Origin of the sequence: Hymenobacter sp. BT491, from assembly GCF_014349165.1 — a bacterium.
In the GTDB taxonomy this organism is placed as follows: domain Bacteria; phylum Bacteroidota; class Bacteroidia; order Cytophagales; family Hymenobacteraceae; genus Hymenobacter; species Hymenobacter jejuensis.
This window is the reverse complement of sequence record NZ_JACSJJ010000002.1, coordinates 146,608-170,052: the sequence shown is the minus strand read 5'-3', so window position 1 is coordinate 170,052 and position 23,445 is coordinate 146,608. Positions and strand designations below refer to the sequence as shown.

Here is a 23,445-nt window from a genome sequence, read left to right as displayed (position 1 = left end):
TCTGTAATCAGCGGTATTTTACGGATTTCAAAATCTTATGGACAAGGAATTTTTTTTGATAAAATATAATTATTCAAAGTATAAAGTTGGCGTTTGTTGTGGATTAGGTTGCGCTCGCCTTCATATTTCATGCCAGACAGGCTGCGAATTTTTATGACTTCGGCTGTGTTTCCAGAGCAATAATATCATTTATCTGACACTCACATCAGTTCTCCTCCTAACCTAAAGCCAGGTTTATCCATTCAATGTCACGGCGCAAATTTGCACGTTTTCTAGTGCAATCGCTAGCACTATTTTTTCATTTTCCCTTGTTTAGATAGGTGTGCTCATCACTATTCGCTATAGTTTGCGAAGACGTAAAGTAGCTTGTGCTTCAGGGAAAGAGGTTTCATATTTTAAATCAACTGCCGCCGCCAAGGATCAACTATAGATAGGAAACCAATCTCAATTTCAAATAACATGATAATTACCTACAAAATTTGCATTATTTAAATACACAACCTATGTTTAATGAAATCACATTATAAAGCCAACGGGGAAATGTGTTTATAATTATTTAACGTCTTTATTTTTTTCGAATTCTATATTTTAACTGTCGAGTTGGCGCTATCGACTATTTAGGAATTATTCAAGGTTCTTCTTTATAAACTACTGCTTTTCAGAAGCTTACTCAACGCTGTACGATGAGGAGCGAATTTTCGAGTCAGGAGGTAAGCAAGTGGGGCACAAACTCAGATAGGTTGGTCATGAAACCTGTATCGCGGCGAAACCCTAGCGCGCAGGCTTCGCCAGCCCAAAATACGCCGGCTTGGTAATACCTTCCCTGCTCGTCAAGCGGCAGTTCAGCCCGCCGTTGGTATACCTGGGCTTGAGTTTCGTAGTCTCCAGCTATTTCATTGACAGTTAACCCATTATGAATATCAGCCACATTTTGTCCCTCACGCCCAAAAAAGGGCTTGCGAACATAATGCCCCGACAAGGGCTGCAACGACGATTCGAGCAGCAAAGGATGCTGCGGATAAACTTGCCATAACCACGCCAAAATGCCTTTGCTTTGAAAAAGCAAGGCGTAAGCAGGATTGGCAATTATTACGTCGCGGCTGAGCAGCAATTGGGTTAAATCAGTGGTTAGAGCAGGCTCTTCCTCGGCCAAGATCTCCCAAGGCACTAGCTTAAACACAAAACTGAAGCGCAACCATTGCTCGGGGCCCACCTGCGCCCAAATGCCGCGCTCCTCCCCTGCCACTGATACCTGCATATCGTCGACGGGGCGAATGTGCACTTCGGTGAAACCGGCAGCCCGCGCGGCCTCGGCTAGTACGGTGCAGTTCGCTTCGTCTTCGGCGCTGTCAGGCAGATGCACTAATAGCAGACTTGCCTCTAGGTCAGCGTTTAGCGTCAGCCATTGTCGAAACTGTGCTTCCAAGCCTTCGAACAAACCGTTGGCTTGGCGCTCATCTTCCGACTGCCGGGCGGCAACCAAGCTGGCCCATTGCACTACGGCTGTTTCGGGGATGCTGGTGGCTGTATCGGCGTTGAATTCCAACAGTTTAGGGCCTTCCGGGGTGCTTACTATATCAAAGCGACCGTAGAGGTGCCAATGCCGGTCGTCGTTCCAGGAGTGGCGGATGGCAGCCCAAAGCATCGGCGGAATGGCAAGCAACCGCAGCAGCTCATCCGGAACAGGGTCTGGGATGGCTTGGACGAGCATCCCATATAAAGTATCGGCGGCCGCCAACAGCGTATCGGCTTCCTCTTCTGGAAGTGCCACTGCTTCACGTGCCACGTAATTTTCGCAGGCTTCCTCTATGGCCCAATCCCAACCCAGCGCGCGCACGGCAGGTGCAACATCGCCTGAAAGCGGCAAAAGCCGAACTATACTCATAACTACAATGTAATCAACAATTTACCCGCCAAAGCCTCTGCCACCGAAGCCACGGCTGCCAAACCCACTGCTGCGCCCCATACGCGGTGCGCTGCTACGGTAGGCCGAACGCGAAAATGTGCGGCTTTCCCGCACCCCAGCCGTGCGCGATGTGCGATTGCCCGAAAAGCCCCGGCCGTAAAATCCACGCCCTTGGGTTTCGCGCTCGCGGGTTACATTTTGCCGCCAGGCCGAGTTTTGCTGCACCAAGCCCGGGTTGGCGTAGTAACCCGCATTGGGCGTCATGTAGCGGCCGGCCATGTAGCCAATGCCGCTCCACATGAGCACGTCCATCATGCCGGCGCTGCCTACCCGATTTTCGGGGTAGCGACGGCTGTAGTCTTGCATCTGGCGTTGCAGGGCCTGGCCCTGGAGTGTATCTACCTTGCCATCAAAGTGATGCATCACGGCGGCTACTTCTTCCTTGCCGGCAGGCCGCTCGGCCGTGATTTTCCACTCGCCGGGTTGTACTTCCGTCATCTCCGTAATGACGCCTTCGCTGTAGGTTTCGCCGCTCCACTCGTCGGCATTCGGATCGTGCCGCTCGTTGTTGCTTGAGCAGGCAGGTAATACCGCCAGCCCCAGGCTCGCAGCGGCGGCGAGCAACAAAGCATTCCGCCGCCAATCGCCTAAACGATAGTATTTCTTTTTCATAATTATCTCATTATAAATTACTTATCACTTTTACTCCCACAGCGGATAATGCTCCAGATGCACTTCCTGGCCGAAAAAGATGCGGGTGCTTTCTTCAAACGAGCGGGTAAAGTCGGAGACGTAGAAGTGGTGTACCGGTGCCAAAGAAGTAGGTTTCGCTGCTAAGTGGTTGTCTTCCAGATACTTTTTCAAGTGTTTGGCTACTACATCTGAAGCATCCAGCACCTGTACTTTGCCTTGGTAAATGTCGGCGATTTGCTCCTTAATTAAGGGGTAGTGTGTGCAGCCGAGCACCAAGGCGTCGATGTTGCTCAGCTCAGGGTTGTTGAGGTACGCGCGGATGATGTTGTCGCTGATGGTGTTGTTGAAAAACCCTTCTTCGATCATGGGCACCAAAAGCGGCGTAGCCAGCGACTGGAGCTGCACTCCGGCGTCGAGGTCGTCGATTTTCTTCTTGTATACGTTGGAGTTGACGGTTTGCTTCGTGCCGATCAGGCCCACGTTTCGCTCCGCGTAGGCTTGGCCGATATGCTCCACAATTGGGTCGATTACGTTGAGCACGCGAGCTTTCGAGCCTACATATTCGCGCACCAACTCGTAGGCCGCGGCCGAGGCCGAGTTGCAGGCAATCAGGATGACTTTGCAGTGTTGGCGCAGCAGCAAATCGCAGATTTTGATGCTGTACGCCTGAATGGCAGCCGTTGATTTGTCGCCATACGGCAGATGTGCTGTGTCGCCGAAGTAAATCAGGCGCTCGTGGGGCAGCATTTTATTGACGGCGTGCGCGACGGTGAGGCCGCCGATACCGCTGTCGAAAACCCCGATGGGCCGGGTGCTAAGGTCGGGTGTTGAGGTAGGCATAGGCGGGCAAGTAACGACTAACATTTAACATTTGACAAGGCCATACCGCGCACGGGCGTGGTATTGAGCCGATTTGCATTGGGTGGCAGAAGTTGTATTCCTAATATTTATTGCCCATTCTTACTTTATAATTCCTTATCCGCTCGCTCTACTCCCCGTTCATGAGTACAATACTGGAAGAAATTGAACGCGCCCTGGCTACCTTCGATTCCAGCCGCGGCCGCCCGGTTGCCATCGAGTTGGGCGAACGCAAATACACCCAACTAGTGCTCGACGTGGCCCAGAAGTACAGCGACGGCGGCGAGCTGACCACCAACACCGGGCGGCCGCTGGCTTACAAAGGCCTCGAAATCCTGCGCGACGACTTACACGTTGACCGGGTAAGGGTGATTTGAGGTTACCTTTGCGGCATGAATCTGCTTTCTGCCGAATCCATTTCGAAAAATTACGCCGACCGCTGGCTCTTCCGCGACCTCAATTTTGGGTTGCAACAAGGCCAACGTGTAGCCCTGGTGGGCATCAACGGCTCTGGTAAAACTACCCTTCTACGCATCCTGGCGAACCTCGAACAGCCTGATACGGGCTCTGTTAGCGTTCGTAAAGACATTCGTGTGGCGTTCTTGGGCCAACAGCCCGTGTTCGACGAAAGTCTGACGGTGGAGCAAACCATCTTCGCCAGCCAGAACGATACGCTGGCTGCCATTCGCGACTACGAGCACGTTCTCAACCAGGAAGAACACTCGCCCAACGACCTACAGCGCGTGATGGAGCGCATGGACGCCCTCAACGCCTGGGACTACGAAGCGCAGGTAAAACAAATCTTGGGCCGCTTGGGCATCCTGGGTGAGTTGCTGGAACGCCGCGTCGATAAGCTCTCGGGCGGCCAACGCAAACGCGTGGCCTTGGCCCGTGTGCTTATCGAAGAGCCTGAAATCCTGATACTTGACGAGCCCACCAACCACCTGGATCTTGACACGATCGAGTGGCTGGAAAACCGCTTGGCGTCGCCATCGCTGACGCTGCTGATGGTTACCCACGACCGCTACTTCCTGGACAAGGTGGCCAACGAAATCGTGGAGCTCGACCAGGGCAAAGTGCACCGCTACCAAGGCAACTACTCTTATTTTGTGGAGAAGAAAGCCGAGCGCGAGCAAATGGAAGTGGCCGAGGTAGAAAAAGCTCGCAACCTGCTCCGCAAAGAATTGGAGTGGATGCGTCGGCAACCGCAGGCCCGCGGTACCAAGCAAAAAGCCCGCATCGACGCTTTCTATGAAACGCAGGAGAAGGCCAAAACCAAAATCGGCGGTCCACAACTGGAGCTTTCGGTGAAAACCACGCGCCAGGGTGGCAAAATCATTGAGGTAGAGCACCTGCACAAACAGTTCGGCAACAAAGTCGTGCTCGCCGACTTCAGCTACGTGTTCAAGAAAAAGGATCGCATTGGCCTGATTGGGCCAAACGGCGCCGGCAAATCGACGTTGCTGAACATGCTCACCGGCAAGCTCCAGCCCGACAGCGGCGCGGTGGATGCCGGTCAGACGACGGTATTTGGCTACTACACCCAGACCGAGCTGGAATTCGACGAAAGCCAACGCGTCATCGACATTGTGAAGGAAGTAGCCGAAGTAGTGGAAATGGCTAATGGTGAAGTAGTTACGGCTTCACAATTTTTGCAGCATTTTCAGTTTCCGCCGGCGCAGCAGTACACGCTGGTCAGCAAGCTGAGTGGGGGCGAAAAGCGTCGCTTGCAACTGCTGCGCGTGCTCATCAAGAATCCGAACTTCCTGATTCTTGACGAGCCTACCAACGACCTGGATATCATCACGTTGAATATCCTAGAGGATTTCCTGCTCAACTTCAGTGGCTGCCTGCTGATTGTATCGCACGATCGTTACTTCATGGATGCCTTGGTAGAGCATGTGTTTGTGCTGGAGCCAGGCGGCCAGATTCGGCAATTCCCCGGCAACTACACCGACTACCGCGAATGGCAGAAAGAGAACAACTCGGCCGAATACGCGAAGGAAGTGGCCAAAACGGCCAAAGCCGCTGCCGGTGTGGCGCCTTCGGCAGCCCCAGCCCAAGTTGCCCCGGCAACCGCTCCGAAGCGCCGCGCCAGCTACGCCGAAAAGAAAGAATACGAAACCCTAGAAAAGGATATCGAACGTCTCGAAGAGCAAAAGCAACAGCTTATCAATCAGCTTAATGCAGGCACCGGCTCGCACCAAGAGCTGGCCGATTGGGCTGCCCAGCTCAAACGCACCGACGCCGAACTAGACACGAAAGGGGAACGCTGGCTGGAACTAGCCGACCTAGTGTAGACAGTAAAAAAACGCCAAACAAAAAGCCCCACTGCACATGCAGCGGGGCTTTTTGTTTGGGCTTTCATGACAGTCAACCGGGGCCAGGGTCGGCCGGGTTTTATAAATCCGTAGGCAAAACAAATGCACCGGCTTCGGTAGCCGCCAAAGGCCATACCCGCGTGACAGCCGCCAGCGGAATCGGGCCGAATACATGCGCAAAAGCCTCGCCCCGAGCCTCTACCCATTCGCGCTCAATGCGCACGCCGGCGGCGGCCAATCGGGCTTCGTCAATCTCCAAGAGAAGCAAGTCGGCGCGGCCGGCGTAATAGCGCTGTGCGGTTTCGAGCACCTGATGCCGCTCGGAGCTATGGATGAATCCTTCGGCCGCCAGATCGGCGCTGGCAAACGTGCCAGTAGCATCAGCCGCTCGCCAATCGGCTACTTCAGCAATTCTATAAAGCATTGGCTATCATTTATTTACAAAATAAAAATCGTTTACCCTCCTGGGCTCAGGAGGATAAACGATTCATTCAATCAATTGCGTTTAGAAGCTTTTACGCCTTCCAAACTTCTTGCTTTACGGTTTTGCCCACCGTGAGTATTACACGCGTGGGGTTTGGCAACAGCGTCAGGCGAGCTTCTTTGCTGGGGTACTTCTCCGAATCGATCCAGACGCCTTCCTTCGGTGATACGTCCCCGTCGATGCGACTGGGTAGGTAAGCCGTAGGCAGCAACACGTCGGTATCGGAGCCGAGGTCAGCATGAACTTTTTCGAGGGCTTCTTCGAGGAACGTGCCGTACTGTTCGTTGAAATCATCTTCGAGGTCGTGCAGTTCCTCCTCCAGATCATCGTAGCGGTCGTCGCTGTAGGGCAGCACCTGAAGCTCCTGCTTCTTCTGGATGAGCGTAACGAGGGCGCGGTTGAGGTCTTCGGTGTTCATAAAAAGCACGGATACGTAAAATGGATAAACAAAGGTGGCAAGTATTCTGCAATTCTAACACACGTCCGGCAAATGTAGCGCCCGCTTCCCTGCCCGGTGGAGCGTATGGCAACAAAGCCTTATTTTTACCTCGATTCCGTTTTTGCCACCCAACCTATTTCCCACCCCATGGAAACCATGACTTCGCCCGCTGTGCAGGCCCACCCTGCGCACGATTTTCTCCCGCTCAACGGCACCGATCACCTCGAGTTTTACGTCGGCAATGCCAAGCAGTCGGCGTATTATTACCAGGCTGCATTCGGCTATCAACTAGTGGCTTACGCTGGCCCCGAAACCGGTCTGCGCGACCGCGCCAGCTACGTATTGCAACAGGGCAAAATCCGGCTGGTACTCACCACTTCCCTCCTGCCCGATTCCGAAATTACGGAGCACGTGCGCCAGCACGGCGACGGCGTGAAAGTGATGGCGCTGTGGGTCGACGATGCCCGCAAATCCTTTGAGGAAACCACCAAGCGCGGCGCCAAGCCTGCTTTCGAGCCCTATACCCTTAAGGATGAGCACGGCGAAGTCACGCTGGCCGGCATTTATACCTACGGCGAAACCATCCACACTTTTGTCGAGCGCATCAACTACAGCGGGCCCTTTCTGCCCGGCTTCGTAGCCAAAACCAGCAACGTTCCGCAAGGCGAGCCCGTGGGCCTCGAGTACATCGACCACTGCGTGGGCAACGTGGGCTGGGGCGAAATGAACCAGTGGGTGAAGTTTTACGAAGACGTGATGGGCTTCAAACTGCTCATCACCTTCGACGACGACGACATCAGCACGGAGTATTCGGCGTTGATGTCGAAAGTGGTGAGCAACGGCAACGGGTTTGTCAAATTCCCGATTAACGAGCCGGCCGAGGGCAAGAAAAAGTCGCAGATTGAAGAGTATCTCGATTTCTATCATTCGCCTGGCGTTCAGCACATTGCCATCATCACCCACGACATTCGCCGCACCGTAACGGAGCTGCGCCGCCGGGGCGTCGAGTTTCTGAGCGTACCCGAAACGTATTACGAAGACCTGCTCGACCGCGTAGGGGCCATTGAGGAAGACCTAGAATCGATTAAGGCCCTGAACCTGCTCGTCGATCGCGATGAAGAAGGCTATCTGCTTCAGATTTTTACGAAGCCCGTAGAAGACCGCCCGACGGTGTTCTACGAGATCATCCAGCGCAAAGGCGCCAAAAGCTTTGGAAAAGGCAATTTCAAAGCCCTGTTCGAAGCCATCGAACGCGAACAGGCATTGCGGGGTAATTTATAAAAAGCTAATCCGTTGGCTGACAGCACTCTACAGCCAATATAAATGTAAAGCCCTAGCTTCCGAACCCGGAGGTTGGGGCTTTTTTTTAAGCCAGATACAACGCATTGACGCCCGTGGCCCCCAAGCTATTTGGAGCTTGGTGAAACACAACGAGGCGGACCGCCGTTCTGCCGTGTTGCGCCGGCTTGTCAGTGGGCGCTGGTTTGTGGGCGAATACGACCGCTACCGGGATGAGTAGCAGCACGAGCAGCACCACGATCATCAGCAGGTTAATGAGGCGATGAATCTGTTTCATGGCATTGAAAGAGTAATCCGAGAGGGCTACACTACCACCTGAGGCCGTGCTGTTTAGCCCATCCACAGCACGGCCATTTTCCTTCGCAAGTGCGGAAAAAAAAGCCAACATTTCAATCGCATATTCATGTGACCTTGGGCTCACACTACCATGCTTCGGCATTTTCTTCTTTCTTTGAGTCTCCTACTCTGAACCTTCGCTTTTACCCCCTCCCTACATGGCGCTGACTACCGAAATCCAAGAAAAGATAAATACCTGGTTATCAGGTAATTATGACGAAGAATCAAAGGCTAATATTCGTCAGTTAATGGCGGATGGCAGCCAGGAAGAAGCCCTGAGCGACGCTTTTTACCGCAATCTGGAGTTTGGCACGGGCGGCCTGCGCGGCGTAATGGGCACGGGCTCCAACCGCATGAACCGCTACACCCTGGGCATGGCCACGCAAGGGCTTTGCAACTACCTCGTGAAATCTTTCCCGAACCAGGAAATTAAGGTGGCCATCGCCCACGACTCGCGCAACAACAGCCGGGAGTTTGCGCGCATTGCGGCCGGCATTTTTTCGGCCAACGGCATTACGGTGTATCTGTTTGAGGATCTGCGACCTACGCCGGAGCTATCGTACACGATTCGGCATCTGGGGTGCCAGAGTGGCGTCGTGGTCACGGCTTCGCACAACCCCAAAGAGTACAACGGCTATAAGGTGTATTGGCAGGACGGCGCGCAAGTAGTTGCGCCCCACGACAAGAACATCATCCACGAGGTCAACGCCATTCATTCCGTTGACGAAGTGAAGTTTCAGGCCGACGAGTCGCGCATCCACATGATCGGCGCCGATTTGGACGATGCATATCTTACTGAAGTACAGAAACTTAGCATCAACCCGGCGGCGATTCAGCGCCAGCACGATCTGAAGATCGTGTACACGCCCTTGCATGGTACTGGTATCACGTTGGTACCCAAGGCATTAGAGCGCTTCGGGTTTACGAATGTGCACATCGTGCAGGAGCAGGCCACCCCGGACGGTAACTTCCCGACGGTGGTTTCGCCCAATCCCGAGGAGAAAGCGGCCATGCAAATCGCCCTCGACCAAGCCAAGCAGCTTGACGCGGATATTGTGCTGGCCACCGACCCCGACTCGGACCGGGTAGGCATCGGCGTAAAAAACAGCAACGGCGAATGGGTGCTCGTCAACGGCAACCAGACGGCAGCTTTGCTGACGCACTATTTGCTGTCGGCCCGCAAACAGGCCGGCAAAATGACCGATCAGGACTTCATCGTCTACACCATCGTAACCAGCGACGTGCTCGGCGATATTGCGTATGCCCACGGCGTAAAGGCGTACCAGACGCTCACGGGCTTCAAGTACATTGCGGGCATCATCCGCGATCTGGAAGGCAAGGAAACGTACATCGGCGGCGGCGAGGAGAGCTACGGTTACATGATCGGCAGCTTCGTGCGCGACAAAGACGCAGTGTCGGCCTGCGCCCTTATTGCCGAGATGGCCGCCGTGGCCAAAGACCGTGGCCAGTCGCTGTACGAGGCAATGGTAGCCATGTACGCCGAGTACGGGCTGTATAAGGAAGACTTGATTTCGATCACGAAAAAAGGCCAGCGCGGCGCCGAGGAGATCCAGGAAATGATGCGCGATCTGCGGGCCAATCCGCCCGCTACTATTGCCGGCTCACCGGTGGTAGAAGTGCGTGATTATCAGAAAGGTACCCTACATGACCTGCGGACGGGCATCGAAACCCCAACGGGCCTGGAAGCCTCCAACGTGCTACAATTCATCACCGCCGACGGCAGCAAGATTTCAGCCCGCCCATCGGGTACCGAGCCGAAGATCAAATTCTATTTCAGCGTAAAACAACCGCTAAAATCGGCCGTGGATTACGAGATGGAAAACCGCATCTTAACCGAGCGCATTGCCCGCATCATCGACGACATGAAGCTACGGTAGATTACAAATTCCTTTCAAGTAAGAAAAAAAGCCCCGGCGCGTGCGCCGGGGCTTTTTTTCTTACTTGAAAGCGCGGTTTCTTTGAAGTTGAATATTCCTGTTGTTCTATTTTCAGTATCTGTTGCCAAAACTCTACTTTTTTTACGTGAAGTCATTTGTTTTACTAGCAGCCTTTGGGCTCACTGCGTTTGCGGCTACCGCCCAGCGTGTTAATCAGGATTACCTTGTTACTGCTGGCGGCGACACCTTGCGCGGCCGACTGCAAATACCGCATAAGCTTAAAACCGTACGGCTATTTCAAGGGGGTAAAAGCATTAGCGAATTCACTCCTGTTGAAGCCGTTAGCTACGGCGACGCTTCCGGTCCTATTGGGGTCAGTAAGCGTATTGGGCCCCATGGTCCAGCCCAATTTGTAGCGCCCTTGGTACTAGGGTATGTCAGCTTGTATGCCGGGGACGACACCAAAGGTGATCACCGCTACTACTTGCAAGCAGCTGATTCGGCGTATGTAATTGAAGTACCGCCCGCCACGGCAACCCTGGTGCTCAATCGCCATTTGGGCGGTTGCGCAACGCTACAGCTTGGTACTGAAGAGAGCAATAGACGTTATCGTTATAAGTATGTCGGAATGAGCCGGCTGATTATGGATTACAATGCCTGCCGTCAGCCACAGCAAGCCAGTCACTTAATGAAACCCAGTAAAGGTTGGCATGCCTCTTATGGTATAAAGCTGGGAATCAATGCATCGCGCTTTGCCTTTTCACATGACCCGTATATGGGCAACCATAGCAAACTAATTGGCTATCAAGCTGGTGCGTCTTTGCACCTAACTAATAAAACCGCGTTTTCAGTACAATTAGAAGCTACCTATTTGTCTTTGCGCAGCCTTTATGAGCCTACTCCGGTTTCAAATCCCACCGTTACGACGTCTATAGACTATTCACAGCTTCAACTCCCATTGCTTCTGCGCTACACAATAGGTCATGGTACGGTGCGCCCCTACTTAAATACGGGGCTTAGTGCTGGGGTGAATTTCAAGAACTATTCTACCGATCTTTATCAGTATTCGACCCAAGCCGATATATCGATAAAGAAGCCTATTTCAGCACTTGGTAATTTCAGCCTAGGAGCGGCGGCAGGCATGGGTATTATGATCTCACGGCCTTCGATGCCTACGCTTAGCCTTGAGGCACGTTACGACCGCATGTTAGATGGCTTTTCCTATGTCTATTTTACCCCTAATCATGAGTCCCTGCGCCTTGAATTAGGCATTAGTTTCTAGACTTAGCGGGTGCTGTTGCAAGTGCAGAATTAGCATCTCCTGAAGCGTTCTTGATGCTAACATGCTGTAATGTTTATCACTACCATCCAATCTAGAGGCTTCGTAGCGCGCTGGGGGTTCCCGTTCCTGCTTGCTTTAGGATTAACGTGTTGCGTGATGGCGACGCAAAGCAATTCGGCTTCTATCGCCCGCATGTTCGCCACGCTGGCCATCATCAGCCTCATAGTGGCCTGTGTTCTTGGTTTCAGCAGCACTGATTTTGCCCTTGATCCTTCCAGAAGACGTTATCGGTATTTTGCTACAGTCCTCGGAATGGAAGTTGGCACTTGGCAGCCGCTTCCCCCTGTAAATCGGGTAGTGGTTAAGTTTTTTTCGGAGCTTCCAATTGCCGGCAGACGAGGTTGGCAGGTCAACAATCCCGTTCACTATTACATAGTTATGTTATCGGTGGGACAGTCGGCGAAAGGTATTATTGTGAAGAAGTTTCACGAATCAGCAAAGCCAGAGGCCTTGGAATTGGCCGATGAACTGGCTGCCTATCTCGACGTCGAGGTCGCCTTGTTCGAGCAGGCGTAAGGCACAATGCAGGCGGGCCTATCCGGCTTGGGCTTTTCAAAAGTGATGAATCTGTACTCAGTTTGCTTAAAGCGAAACCTTCGATTTGCCGGCCAGACAGCGATAGTTTGGGCGCTGGTCTTAGTTGCTGCAATGCTAGCGGCAGGTAATTACATGATTGAAACGAGCTTTTGCTTGCTACTGGTTTATCCGATAACTCCGCTTGAGCAAGGGATTTCGTTTGATTTTACTAACAAAAGATACCGCTTCTATACTCGTTTCGCTGGCATAGCAGGTGGCCAGTGGGATGCCCTCCCCGATATCGTCCGGGTGGTTTTGAAGTATTACGCTTACGGAACTACATCCACAACCAAGGTCGGCCAAGTCGTGAATAAGAAGCATGCAGGATATATCCTACTGCTATCAGTCCGCGACTCGGCCCAAGGAATTGTTGTGCAAGAATACGACTTGCAGAAGCGTATGGAAGCAGTGGAGAAAGCCGCTTTGTTAGCTCAGTATCTGCAAGTTGAAGTAGCCGATTACAGCCAGGGCTGAAGCGGTTGCCAAATTTTATTTCCAATCCTCGGTAAACCCTGGCGCTGCCCTACGTATACGCAAGGATTCACACCAACTCTTTTGTTATGGCCTCCACTGAATCCAACAACGCAGCGACGACCTCGTCGGACGCTTCGAGCCAAGCCGAAACTGCCCAGCAGGAACTGCATCGCCGGGTAAAGCAGGCGCAGGAACGGCGTCGGCAAAAGCGCAAGCGTATTCACGCGCACTAAGTTTGCTCGTAGCTCTCTGAGCAAAATCGCCCCACTGGTTACTAACTAGTGGGGCGATTTCGTGTCAGAACAAGCCTTTCCGTTACTCTTTCCGCTTTCGGGTGCCCAGAATAAGCAGCACCAACAGCAGAAACGACGTGATACTAAACCCCCACCACGTAATAACCGGCATGCCGCGGTAATATGGCATGTCGGCCGTGTAGTGCCCCAGCAAGCTCAGCCCCGAAAACAGCAAAAAAGCCACGGCCAGCAAGGCAATGATCGTGCGGCTGACCAACTGGTCAGCCTTGCGCATAAGCAATTGATATCCAGATAGTTCTACCCGAACCCGCAAATCGCCTCGACTGATTTTGCGCATGATCTGGCGGATATCCGTGGGCAGCGTCTGGATCAGGGCCAGCAACTGGGTGCCGGTGTACTGCGCTTCGCTCAGGATGTTTTCGGTAGAATATTGCTCGGCAATGATGCGCGCGCCGTAGGGCCGCACAAACTCGAAGGTGTTGAACGACGGGTGCAAAACCTTGCCAATGCCCTCCAGAATCACCAGCGCCCGCAGGATAAGAAACACTGCCCCAGGCACTTGCAGCTTGTAGTCGTAGATGATGATTTGCAAGCGATCGGCGAGGTCCGACATGCTCATTTCCTTCACGTCGAGCATCGTAAAGTCTTCGATGAGGTCGGTGAGGTCGGCTTCGAAGGCGCGCATGTCGGGAATGTCGGCCGTGAGCGCGAGGCGGCGAAAATTCAGCGCCATGCTGCGCGCATCCTGCCGGGCCATGCCAATAAACACGCCGGCAAAGGCGTACTTCTGCTGCTTGGTAAGTTTCCCTACCATCCCGAAATCAATGAGCACCAGCGTGCCATCGGGACGCACCAGCACGTTGCCAGGGTGCGGGTCGGCGTGGAAAATCCCGAACTCGAAGATTTGCGTCAGGTAGATGTCCATGCCGGTTTCGGCGACTTTCTCCGGGCTCAGTCCCCAGGCCAGCAACTGCTGCTTATCCGAGATCTTGCAGCCACTCACAAACTCAATAATGAGAATCTTGGCCGTTGAGAACTCGCGGTAAGGCTTTGGAATATAGAACGTTGTGTAGCTCTCGTAGAGCTTCCGAAACTGTTCCATACTCCGCGCTTCGGAAGTGTAGTCTAGCTCCTTCATCATGCTGCGCTCAAACGCATCCACGATGTCTTGGGGGTTGGAAAGGCCTTGGTTGCGCAAAAAACCGGCGGTCAGGCGTACCAGTTCGTGCAGCAGGTTCAGGTCGGTGCGCACCTTTTCCTGCACGTCGGGGCGCTGCACTTTTATCACCACGGCCTCGCCCGTCAGCAGCCGCGCCCGGTGCACCTGCCCAATGCTGGCCGAGCCCAGCGGCACATCGTCGAACTCGGTAAACACCTCCGAAATCGGGCGGCCCAATTCCTGCTCGATGATTTGCTTGGCCATCTGCACATCAAAAGGCGGCACGTCGCTTTGCAGCTTCTGAAACTCGTCGATGAGCGGTTCGGGTAACAGATCAGGGCGGTTGCTAAGGGCCTGCGCCAGCTTGATGAACGTGGGGCCGAGCTCCTCAATCACCATCCGGATGCGCTCCCAGCGCGTCGTTTCAAATACCGGGCGCTCGGCGTGCTGCCACGAGAGGCGGCGTTTCTGGGGCACGAGGCGGCGCAACGTTGTGTTGGTTACCACATCCTCAAAGCCATAGCGCACCAGCACTTCCACTACTTGCCGAATACGGCCCAGATTGGAAATCGTGTTTTTGAACATGCGTGCGGCAACTGGCTAAGTGGGAAGGAACTGCAAAATACAGGGATAAGAGAAAAGCCAGCATCCGCTTCGAGGGCGGCACTGGCTTTTCTCAGGTATCAGACGCAAAATGCGGCCGGCTTACGAAGCCGAGTCGGCGCTGCCATTGTCGGCAGCCGAGGTTGACTGTTTGGAGTTGGTTTTGGCAGCGCCAGCTTTGCCGGCCGCCGATTTTTGGGCCGTGCTGGCAGCAGCGCTGGTTTTGGTCGCGGCTTTCTTGGTAGCGCCGGCTGCTTTGCTAGCTGCGCCAGCGGCCGTAGCAGTGGCCGATTTGCTGCCACCTGACTTGCTAGCGCCGCTTTTAGAAGTACTTGATGCTGAAGAACTTGCAGACTTAGAGCCGCTGCCTTTCACGGTGCGTTTCAGCTCTTCCACGTCGGCGTTGGTCGCGACGCCCATGCTTTTCATCACGCGCGAGGCAATGCCGTTGATTTGCTTTTCGAGCTCTTTGCGCTTGGTGTCGGTGTTTTTCTTCAGATCGTCCATGATCTTCTTTCCCTCCTGCTCCGACAGCTTGCTTTCCTTCACGAGGGCGTCGATGGTGGTTTGCACACGATCAGTGGTCAGCGACACGAAACCGACGCCGGCGTTGATGAACTTTTTGAATAGATCTTCCATGAGGCTGAATGATTAAAAGGGTTGGTGGGAATAAAAACAATGCGACAAGTCTGCCAGCGCCCAAAAATAGTATGCAAGCCGACTACTTATCGCAAACCTACAAAATCATAACTATATAGCAGACTATGCAGAAACAATTTTTTTGGCGGGTGGCCGCTTGTCATATTCAAGGCCATAATAAGCTGATTATAGGGCATTTGAAGCTAGGAAATAGTTGTGTTTCTGCCTACATCGGTCGCTATTTTTTGCAGTTCCTGCATTCATCTTAGGCGGCCAGCACCGACCGTCGCCGCGGCCGTGACACTGCTTTTTCAGACCGGCTCTGAGCCGCCCAGATTTCCTGCACAAACCCAGCAACTTGGTTGAGTGCCTCGCTGGCTTCGGGCACAACGCGCCAGAACAGATGCCACCAATGCACCAGCCCCGGAAAAACTTGCAGCGTAGCATCTACGCCGGCCGCCTGGGCTTTTTGCACGAAAGAAAGGCCATCGGCACACAGCACTTCGGCATCGGAAAGCTGAATGAGCAGCGGGGGCAAATCGTGCAGGGAGGCGTGAACCGGCGAAATAAGCGGATGCGTCAGCGGGGTATCGCCGGCGTAAAGCGGTCCCCAACCACGGATTTCCAACGCCTCGAGAAGCTGGGCTTCTTCGTGGGCCAAGTGCTGAAGCGCGCTATGGGGCAGTACAAGGTCGGTCCAGGGCGACAACCCAACGACCGCGGCCGGGCAAGGATCGCCGGCATCGCGCAGGGCAATGGCAAGCGCCAACGCCAAGCCGCCCCCGGCGGAGTCGCCGGCCACGACGATGTCTTGCGCACGGTAGCCTTCGCGCAACAGCCAACGGTAGGCCGTGAGGGCATCTTGTAAAGCAGCCGGAAAAGGATACTCGGGTGCTTTGCGGTAGTCGATGGCGAGGGCAGTAAGCCCGCAACGCTTTGCTAACGAGCCGATTAGGGCCCGGTGCGTATTCAACGAGCCCATTACGTAGCCACCACCGTGCAGATACAGCAATACGCGACGGGCATCGGCAGCTTCGGGCCGAATCCATTCGGATGTAATACCTTCTACATCAGCATCTTCCAAGTGTACGCCCCAGGGCATAAATTGAAAAAGCGTGCTCATCTCCAGCGCCAGGCGCATGGCAGGAAGACGGGGCCGCCTGCGCGCCAGAGGGCCCGTAGCGGCCGTGACAAACTGCTTGAGTACGGAATGTTGGGTGGAGGGCATCGGGTGGGAATTGGGACGCTGAGCGTAGAATTCAGCAAGTGGATGGCAGGTCGGGTATTTTCATAATTATTTGAATTACAAATAGTTATGAAAAATTTGTTAAACTTTATAACTCATATCTATTCCTATACCTCCGGCTTACGGCTGTTGAGGTGGTGACTTGCGAAGCGTGTTGCCTTTGTACCCTCGCAAGGCAATAGGAATCCAACCTAATACGGGAATGAAGAAGTACAGGGTGTGGGGGTTGCGCCAAATCATGCGGAGCCACGCGCCCGGCCGGGTCAGATCCATCTGGAAGTCGCGGCAGCCTTCACGGACGTATAATCGCTCGAACTCGGCAAACATGGCTGGCCACGCAAAAGGCAGGAAAAACGGGAAATAGCGCCAGTTTTGCTTGATGCGCTGCCACATTTCCCCCAAGCGGTACGGCGATCGGCCGTGGGCTTTCACGGCGGCGTCCATTTCGGTTTGCATGCGCTGGCGCACTTGTTCCGACAAGGTTTCGTACTCTTCGCGGGTGATCTGGTCGTGGGGCTTGTCGGTGAGTTCGTAGGGCTTGATGCGCGAACCGAGCACAAAGGTGAGCTTGGCCGGATAGGCCATGTAAAAGCACCAGGGCTGCAACAAAACCAGCAGCACAATAGGGCCCAGCGGCAAAAACGGAATCCCGATTTTCTTGGTCTTGTCGTTGAGCCAGCGCCAGCTATACGCGAAGGGATTGAGATACTCGCCGTTGATGGTGTAAAACGGCACGATGTCGGTGCGGTGCTGAATGCCCAGCCGGATCATGCTGGTGGCCAGACGCTGCAACTGGTACTTGCGATTGAACCCTTTGCCAATGCCGGGCACGCCCTCCGGATACAGCATCAGGTTGTGGTCGGTGTAGTACATCATCGTTTCGAAGTTGAGCGTGGTGGCATCTACGCAACCACACTTCTTCCAGAAGTTCTTGACTAAGAAGGGGTTCATCAGCACCGATTGCGAGAGCATGGGCGCCGACAATGGGCGCGGCAGGTCGCTGGGCTTGGGCAGGCAGCGCATCAGGTGGGCGAGCGCCACCATAGCGTCCCAGGGGAAAGCCATGCCCGAATGGTTGCTGGCGAAAATGAGTGGCCGCTCGGGGTTGTTGCGCTGCGGAAAATCCTCGAAGCCCACCAGCTTGGAGCGAAACCAGATCCGGTCCAGCATCTGCAGGATGTTTTCGTCGAGGCTACGGGCAAACTCTTCGTCGAAATAATCGCTGTAGATGTGCTGGTTATCGCGAATGGCAGGCGGCAGCGCGGGCGAAGGAGCCGTGGGCATTGGGCGGCGGAAAAGGACGAGTGGGAGGAAAAAACAGCGAAGTTTTTAAATGTAAGGATTTTGCAAGCCTTTCGTGCGGCGGTGATTTACTCAGATCTGGCGTTTTAGCTGCAGAGCCGTCGTGTACATGTGCCCATCGCTGCGTCGCACAATCAGGAGCAGCAGGCGGCCATCGGCGGAGTGCAGCAGGCGGCTGATCTGGGTCAGACTCATGCTGGATGCCGGTTGCAGGTTGATGGAAACGATCTCGTCGTTGGGGTGCAGGTTGGCCGCCGAGGCGGGTGAATCGGGCTGCACTTTCATGATGATGTAGCGGCGCAAATCGGGGCCAGTCGCCATCAGGTCGAAGCCGCTCATGTCGTGCTCAAACGGGTCGCGGTACAGGCCATTGGGCCGCAACATCAACTGCGCGTGCGGGTAGTCGATGATCATGTTGAAGCGCTTCAACAGCTCGAAGCCCACGTTGCCGTTGCGCGGAATATCGACGCGCTGCTGCACGTTGTCGGCGTCGGGGAAGGACGTAAGCAGCGATTTGAGGCGGTATTTGCCGATCTGCAGGGCCGTCACGCGCCCCAGAAAACCGTTGATGTACCCGCTCAAACCGCGGCCGAGCTGCGAGCGCAGGCGGGTGGGCGGCAATTGTAGGCGCGGGTCGGAGCCGACTTCCAGCGACAAAGCATGTCCCGCACCCGTATCCAACACCAATTTCAAGGGCAACGCAAGTTGGTCATTCACAACCACTTCCGTTGTGATGTAGGCTTTATTGCCTTGCAGCTGCAACGGTATAGTAGTCCAGCTGCGGCCCTGCGGTTGCCGAAACATATAGGGGTCGTGAAACCGAAGCACTAACTCAACGGGCCGCACCTCAACCACAAAGCTGCGGAATATATCGTAGCCCAGAATGCCGTGAATGGGCACGCCCACGTAGCCCGACAGGTTGAGCACATCTTCCGACAACACTAAAAAGGAGAGCGCCGGCGCTACTACCCCGGGCAGCTCCACGCGCACGCCGTCGCTCTGGAAGGCCTGAATGGCGTTTTCCTCACCCGCGCCGGCCACCTGAAAGCGGTTGCCGATGGGCAGGTTCAGCGTCTGCCGAAGCGATGGGTCGGTGATGAGCGAAATGCCCACCCCCGTATCAAGCAGAAAGTTGTACGGCCCTTTGCCATTGAGCTTAGCACTCACCACAATGAGGTTGCGCTGCAATTCGAAGGGAATCCGGACGGCCTGTTTTTTCTGATTTACGATGGTAAAAGGCGCCCCCGAATCTTGGGCCGAAAGGGGCACAAAGGGCATACACAACAGCAAAATGAGCAAGCCAAAGCATGTCCACAGGGGCCGAGTACGGCCCGAAACCAGCATGGCAAACAAGCGCGGGGCGGACATAAGAAAGGGAAGGCGGGTCCGGTAATTTACTAAAAAAAGCCGCTAATTGTCTGCCCCTTGTATCACCCCGGTAACTCCCAGTGCGTCTGTGGATTATAATACAGCTGACCGGCCTCGATGTAAAGCGGCGCCGCCAAATTATTGTGATATAGCTGCCCCGTACCGAGCCCTTGGGCAAAGCCAAGCCGTGCGTATTGCCCGGCCAGCTGGCTGATTGCGTTCAGGCCAATGTTCGACTCCAGCGCCGACGTAAGCCACCACGCGATGTCCAGGGCTTCGGCGGTAGCTACCCATTCGAGGGTGGCTTGCAGCCCCCCCACCAAGGTGGGTTTAAGGATGATGTAGGCCGGTTTGATGCGCTCAAGTAACGCTGTTTGGGCCGCGGGCTGGGTGACGCCGATCAGTTCTTCATCCAGCGCCACGGGCACGGGCGAGCGTTGGCACACGGTCGCCATGCGCTCGATTTGGCCGGCCCCAATGGGCTGCTCAATGGAATGCAGCTCGAATTGGGCCAGCCGTTCGAGCTTCGACAAGGCCTCGTCGGGGGCAAAAGCGCCGTTGGCATCTACGCGCAACGTGAGTTCGGCCGGACCCGCCACGGCTCTGATTTCGGCCAGCAGCCGCAGCTCGGTCTCGAAGTCGAGGCTCCCGATTTTGAGTTTCAGGCACGAATAACCATCGGCCAGCTTCTTTTGAATTTGCTCGCGCATGAAGCCGGCATCGCCCATCCACACCAAGCCGTTGATGGGCACTCCTGCTTCGCCCCGGCTGAATGCGTTGTCGTAGAGGTGGCGTCGGGCGCCGTGTTGCCAGTCCAGGGCGGCGGTTTCCAGTCCGAACCGCAGCGCAGGCCATTCGGGACCTACGAACTTGGCTATCTCCTCCGGCTCTAATGCGCTTGTATTCAGATTATTAAAATCAGAGCATAGCTTCTGGAGCTGCGCCTCAAACCCGGGCTTGTAGTCGGGGCTTAGCCCCGCTAGCGGGGCGGCTTCGCCTATGCCTTCTCGACCGGGTTGGGCCGGGTCGAAAAGATGCAGATACCACGCAACGTGTTCGGTGAGAGCCCCGCGCGACGTACGGGCCGGAAAATTGAAGCGCAGAACACGCTGCGAGTAACGGAGTTGTAGCATACGGATATCCTAACAGGCAAACAGCCGATAAGTAACGCCGAAATAACTTACCGCCGAAACAAAGCTTATATCAGGCACAGTATAACAATCTTATAATCAAACACATAAAAAAAGCCTCTACGCAGGGCGCAGAGGCTTAAGAAGGCGGTCTTACCGGCCGAAAGGGGACGAATTACGAGCGGGCAGCAGGGCTGCTTGGTTCGTTACGCGTACGGTTGGACATGCCGCCTTTACGGCCGGCAGCACGCGCCTCTTCCGAAGTAAACCGGTGGCCGCGGCCGCTGGCGTGTGAGGCTTTGCCGCCTTCGCTGGCAATGCGTTTCTGCTGGGCCGGATCCATGGCAGCAAAACCGCGGGTGCTCTTGCGGGCAGAAGCGGCGCTCTGACTGCTTTTCTGCCCTTTTGTAGCCGCAGCAGCGCCGCGTTGGGGTACATCATTTGTTATCATAGCCCAGTGTTTTTGGAGGTGGAATCGGGAACGAACAGTGCTGCTTCAACGGGCAGCCCAACGGCAATAGCTGAAAAAATATCCAAAATATTCTCGCTATTGCACAAAATACCACTTACTACTGACGACCTTCTACGTACTAAAAAGCAAGTGCTGCGCTAAATACTGGTCGAGCTTAGCTCGTGCCGCTCTTGCTTTTGTAGCTATTGGACAAAACTTCACGTACGTTCTGAGGTTACCTCAGCACTGTCCTTTCCTTGCTTGCCATGTCGACTTCACAACCTACGCCAGCTACTGCCTCTGTCAGGGTGCCTGCCTCTCTGCTGGACCGCTACCAGGCAGTGCGCCGCCAAACCGAAACTCTGTGCCGCCCGCTGCTCCCCGAAGACACTGTGGTACAGCCCATTATCGACGTTAGTCCGCCGAAGTGGCATTTGGCGCACACTACCTGGTTTTTCGAGACTTTTTTGCTAGGCGAATACCTGCCGGGGTACCGCGTATATCACGCCGACTACGCGTTCCTGTTCAATTCGTACTACAATTCGCTGGGCAGCCGCGTCAACCGCGCCGACCGCGGCACGCTGTCGCGCCCGCCGCTGCAAGATGTGTATGCGTACCGCGCCCACGTCGACGAGCACATGCAACAGCTTTTGGCTACTACCGACACGCTGCCGGCGGCCTTTAGCACCGTGTTTGAGTTGGGCCTGCAACACGAGCAGCAACACCAAGAGCTGCTGGTAACGGACATCAAATACATCCTGAGTACCAGTCCTTTGGCTCCGGCTTACCAACCGCTGCCGGCGGCTTTGCAGGGGGCGCCGGCTCGCACCCTGCCCCTGCAATGGCTGTCCGTGCCCGGCGGCGTGCACCGCATCGGCTACGAAGGCACAGGCTTTTGCTTTGATAATGAACAAGCGCCGCACGAAGTGTACGTAGCCGATTTCTCGCTTCAAAACCGCTTGGTTACCAATGCCGAATACATTGAGTTTATCGAAGCGGGTGGCTACCAGGATTTTCGCTACTGGCTCGGCGAAGGCTGGGATCTGGTGCAGGCAGCCCACTGGGAAGCGCCGCTGTATTGGGTGCGGAAAGACAACGGCTGGCACCGCTTTACGCACTCGGGGTTGCAGCCCGTCAACCCGGCAGCGCCCGTCACGCACGTCAGCTTTTACGAAGCCGATGCGTACGCGCACTGGGTGGGTGCCCGCCTGCCCACCGAGCAGGAATGGGAAATAGCGGCCCGCCACTTTGCCCCTCGGGCGGCCAACGGCACCTTCGTGGAAAGCGGCCTATTCGACCCGCAGCCCGTATCGCCGGACGCCGATCCCGCGCAGTGCCACCAGTTGCTCGGCGACGTTTGGGAATGGACGTATTCGGCTTATCACCCCTACCCTGGCTACGAGCGGGCGGCAGGTGCGTTGGGCGAATACAACGGCAAATTCATGATCAATCAGATGGTACTGCGCGGCGGCTCCTGTGCCACGCCCGAAAGCCACATCCGGCTTACCTACCGTAACTTCTTTCAGGCCGACAAGCGCTGGCAATTTACGGGCATTCGGCTGGCTAAATAGCAACTACTTGATTATCAGAAACATAAACTGAACAGGCAATTTTGCTTGCTGTACCCCCTATGCGCACTTCCACTGCCCACGATTCTGCTTTGCTTCCGGTCACGTCCACGCAACTTTTGGCCCAACACGTAGCCCAAGGTCTGAGCCGTACGCCCAAAACGCTGTCGTCGATGTACTTCTACGACGACGCAGGCAGCCGCCTGTTTCAGCAGATCATGGCGCTGCCGGAGTATTACCCCACGCGCACCGAGTTTGCCCTGCTCACGGCGCACTGCGAAGCCATCGGGAAGGCCTTGCGCCCGCAAGAGGCTGACGAACCCTTCTTTTTGCTGGAACTAGGCGCCGGCGACGGCCTGAAAACCAAGATCTTGCTGCGGCACCTGCTCGAAACCGGGGCGCAGGTTACGTATGTGCCCGTTGATATTTCTGCCGCCGCCCTCGATGGGCTGGTAGCCAGCTTACAGGCCGAGCTGCCCGACTTGCCGGTTGAGCCCGTTGTAGCTGACTACGCCGATGCGCTGGCCCTGATGGCCGCCCGGCCAGGCCGCAAAGCCGTGCTGTTTTTGGGCTCCAACATCGGCAACTTCCTGCCCGACGAGCGCCTGCGTTTCCTGCGGCGCTTGGCACGCCCGCTCACTTCCGACGACCGTTTGCTAATCGGCTTTGACCTGCAAAAAGACCCACGCGTCATCCGGGCGGCTTACGACGATGCACAAGGTGTCACGGCTTCGTTTAATCTTAATTTGCTCGTGCGGCTCAACCGCGAACTGGGCGCCGATTTTGACCTGACCCACTGGCAGCACTACACCGACTATGACCCGCTTGACGGTGCCGTCAGGTCATTTTTGGTCAGCACGAAGGCCCAGACCGTGAACGTTAGGGCGTTGCAACAAAGCTTTGAGTTCGCGGCGTGGGAAGTTATTCACACAGAAAATTCTTATAAGTTCACCCGTCCCATTCTCGACAATTTGGCAGCGCAATCTGATCTACAAATTCTTGAATATTTTACCGATGATAAGGATTATTTCGTTGACGCTATTTTTAATGTAATTAGCTAATCAATTGAAGGTAAACATTTTATAAATTACTCCCGAAG

Annotated in this window: 23 protein-coding genes; 10 read left to right on the top strand and 13 right to left on the bottom strand. The window is 54.9% G+C overall.

Annotated features, from left to right (window positions below):
- Positions 1-703 precede the first annotated feature (703 nt).
- Genes H9I52_RS06645 through murI form a run of 3 tightly spaced genes read right to left on the bottom strand, consistent with a single transcriptional unit; the run spans position 704 to position 3,439 of the window.
- On the bottom strand, positions 704-1,885 hold the full coding sequence (locus H9I52_RS06645) for a glutathionylspermidine synthase family protein (protein WP_222940427.1): 1,182 nt from the start codon (positions 1,883-1,885) through the stop codon (positions 704-706).
- A 21-nt stretch (positions 1,886-1,906) separates the two neighbouring features.
- A complete protein-coding gene (locus H9I52_RS06640) occupies positions 1,907-2,578 on the bottom strand; it encodes a hypothetical protein (protein ID WP_187453224.1) in 672 nt (223 codons plus the stop codon).
- A gap of 30 nt (positions 2,579-2,608) precedes the next feature.
- Positions 2,609-3,439, bottom strand: a complete 831-nt coding sequence (murI, locus tag H9I52_RS06635) for a glutamate racemase (RefSeq protein WP_187453223.1) — start codon at positions 3,437-3,439, stop codon at positions 2,609-2,611.
- Positions 3,440-3,600: 161 nt separating this feature from the next.
- On the opposite strand from murI, the gene H9I52_RS06630 reads away from it, so the two are divergent.
- Positions 3,601-3,834, top strand: a complete 234-nt coding sequence (locus H9I52_RS06630; protein ID WP_139516557.1) for a hypothetical protein — start codon at positions 3,601-3,603, stop codon at positions 3,832-3,834.
- Positions 3,835-3,849: 15 nt separating this feature from the next.
- Positions 3,850-5,757, top strand: coding sequence for an ABC-F family ATP-binding cassette domain-containing protein (locus H9I52_RS06625; RefSeq protein ID WP_187453222.1), 1,908 nt, complete (start codon positions 3,850-3,852; stop codon positions 5,755-5,757).
- 100 nt (positions 5,758-5,857) lie between these two features.
- Here the strand turns inward: H9I52_RS06625 and H9I52_RS06620 are convergent, their stop codons facing one another.
- Both H9I52_RS06620 and H9I52_RS06615 read right to left on the bottom strand, forming a co-directional pair.
- Positions 5,858-6,202: a DUF952 domain-containing protein gene (locus H9I52_RS06620; protein WP_187453221.1), complete on the bottom strand. Its 345-nt coding sequence runs from the start codon at positions 6,200-6,202 to the stop codon at positions 5,858-5,860.
- A gap of 91 nt (positions 6,203-6,293) precedes the next feature.
- Positions 6,294-6,680, bottom strand: a complete 387-nt coding sequence (locus H9I52_RS06615) for a hypothetical protein (protein ID WP_139516553.1) — start codon at positions 6,678-6,680, stop codon at positions 6,294-6,296.
- 168 nt (positions 6,681-6,848) lie between these two features.
- Between H9I52_RS06615 and hppD the strand changes: the two genes are divergently transcribed.
- Positions 6,849-7,982 carry a 4-hydroxyphenylpyruvate dioxygenase gene (gene hppD / locus H9I52_RS06610; RefSeq protein ID WP_187453958.1) on the top strand — a complete coding sequence of 378 codons (1,134 nt, stop codon included), beginning with the start codon at positions 6,849-6,851 and terminating at the stop codon, positions 7,980-7,982.
- A gap of 85 nt (positions 7,983-8,067) precedes the next feature.
- On the opposite strand, the gene H9I52_RS06605 is transcribed toward hppD, so the two are convergent.
- On the bottom strand, positions 8,068-8,277 hold the full coding sequence (locus H9I52_RS06605) for a hypothetical protein (RefSeq protein WP_139516552.1): 210 nt from the start codon (positions 8,275-8,277) through the stop codon (positions 8,068-8,070).
- 217 nt (positions 8,278-8,494) lie between these two features.
- Here H9I52_RS06605 and H9I52_RS06600 point away from each other — a divergent pair, with 217 nt between their 5' ends.
- From H9I52_RS06600 to H9I52_RS06580, 5 genes are all read left to right on the top strand, one after another.
- Positions 8,495-10,234: a phospho-sugar mutase gene (locus tag H9I52_RS06600; protein ID WP_139516551.1), complete on the top strand. Its 1,740-nt coding sequence runs from the start codon at positions 8,495-8,497 to the stop codon at positions 10,232-10,234.
- A gap of 121 nt (positions 10,235-10,355) precedes the next feature.
- Positions 10,356-11,516: a porin family protein gene (locus H9I52_RS06595; RefSeq protein ID WP_187453220.1), complete on the top strand. Its 1,161-nt coding sequence runs from the start codon at positions 10,356-10,358 to the stop codon at positions 11,514-11,516.
- Between the two features lie 69 nt (positions 11,517-11,585).
- Positions 11,586-12,092 carry a hypothetical protein gene (locus H9I52_RS06590; RefSeq protein ID WP_187453219.1) on the top strand — a complete coding sequence of 169 codons (507 nt, stop codon included), beginning with the start codon at positions 11,586-11,588 and terminating at the stop codon, positions 12,090-12,092.
- A gap of 45 nt (positions 12,093-12,137) precedes the next feature.
- Positions 12,138-12,626 (top strand): hypothetical protein, encoded by a 489-nt coding sequence (locus H9I52_RS06585; RefSeq protein WP_187453218.1) that lies wholly within the window; start codon positions 12,138-12,140, stop codon positions 12,624-12,626.
- Between the two features lie 86 nt (positions 12,627-12,712).
- Positions 12,713-12,859, top strand: coding sequence for a hypothetical protein (locus H9I52_RS06580; RefSeq protein WP_165699419.1), 147 nt, complete (start codon positions 12,713-12,715; stop codon positions 12,857-12,859).
- Positions 12,860-12,941: 82 nt separating this feature from the next.
- Here H9I52_RS06580 and H9I52_RS06575 read toward each other — a convergent pair whose 3' ends face one another.
- The 7 genes from H9I52_RS06575 to H9I52_RS06545 all read right to left on the bottom strand — a co-directional run bounded on the left by H9I52_RS06575 (position 12,942) and on the right by H9I52_RS06545 (position 20,778).
- Complete coding sequence (locus H9I52_RS06575) at positions 12,942-14,624, bottom strand: ABC1 kinase family protein (RefSeq protein ID WP_187453217.1); 1,683 nt, start codon at positions 14,622-14,624, stop codon at positions 12,942-12,944.
- A gap of 120 nt (positions 14,625-14,744) precedes the next feature.
- On the bottom strand, positions 14,745-15,281 hold the full coding sequence (locus tag H9I52_RS06570) for a phasin family protein (protein ID WP_187453216.1): 537 nt from the start codon (positions 15,279-15,281) through the stop codon (positions 14,745-14,747).
- A 265-nt stretch (positions 15,282-15,546) separates the two neighbouring features.
- Positions 15,547-16,509, bottom strand: coding sequence for an alpha/beta hydrolase (locus tag H9I52_RS06565; protein WP_187453215.1), 963 nt, complete (start codon positions 16,507-16,509; stop codon positions 15,547-15,549).
- A gap of 138 nt (positions 16,510-16,647) precedes the next feature.
- Entirely contained in the window at positions 16,648-17,811 is a 1,164-nt protein-coding gene (locus H9I52_RS06560; RefSeq protein WP_187453214.1) for a hypothetical protein, read from the bottom strand.
- A gap of 90 nt (positions 17,812-17,901) precedes the next feature.
- Positions 17,902-19,197 carry an aspartyl protease family protein gene (locus H9I52_RS06555; RefSeq protein ID WP_187453213.1) on the bottom strand — a complete coding sequence of 432 codons (1,296 nt, stop codon included), beginning with the start codon at positions 19,195-19,197 and terminating at the stop codon, positions 17,902-17,904.
- A 62-nt stretch (positions 19,198-19,259) separates the two neighbouring features.
- A complete protein-coding gene (locus H9I52_RS06550; RefSeq protein ID WP_187453212.1) occupies positions 19,260-20,330 on the bottom strand; it encodes an o-succinylbenzoate synthase in 1,071 nt (356 codons plus the stop codon).
- A gap of 172 nt (positions 20,331-20,502) precedes the next feature.
- Positions 20,503-20,778, bottom strand: a complete 276-nt coding sequence (locus tag H9I52_RS06545; RefSeq protein ID WP_187453211.1) for a KGG domain-containing protein — start codon at positions 20,776-20,778, stop codon at positions 20,503-20,505.
- A 266-nt stretch (positions 20,779-21,044) separates the two neighbouring features.
- Between H9I52_RS06545 and egtB the strand changes: the two genes are divergently transcribed.
- Together egtB and egtD are read left to right on the top strand one after the other, a co-directional pair.
- Positions 21,045-22,349 (top strand): ergothioneine biosynthesis protein EgtB, encoded by a 1,305-nt coding sequence (gene egtB, locus H9I52_RS06540; RefSeq protein WP_187453210.1) that lies wholly within the window; start codon positions 21,045-21,047, stop codon positions 22,347-22,349.
- Between the two features lie 59 nt (positions 22,350-22,408).
- Complete coding sequence (egtD, locus tag H9I52_RS06535) at positions 22,409-23,407, top strand: L-histidine N(alpha)-methyltransferase (protein WP_187453209.1); 999 nt, start codon at positions 22,409-22,411, stop codon at positions 23,405-23,407.
- Positions 23,408-23,445: the final 38 nt, after the last annotated feature.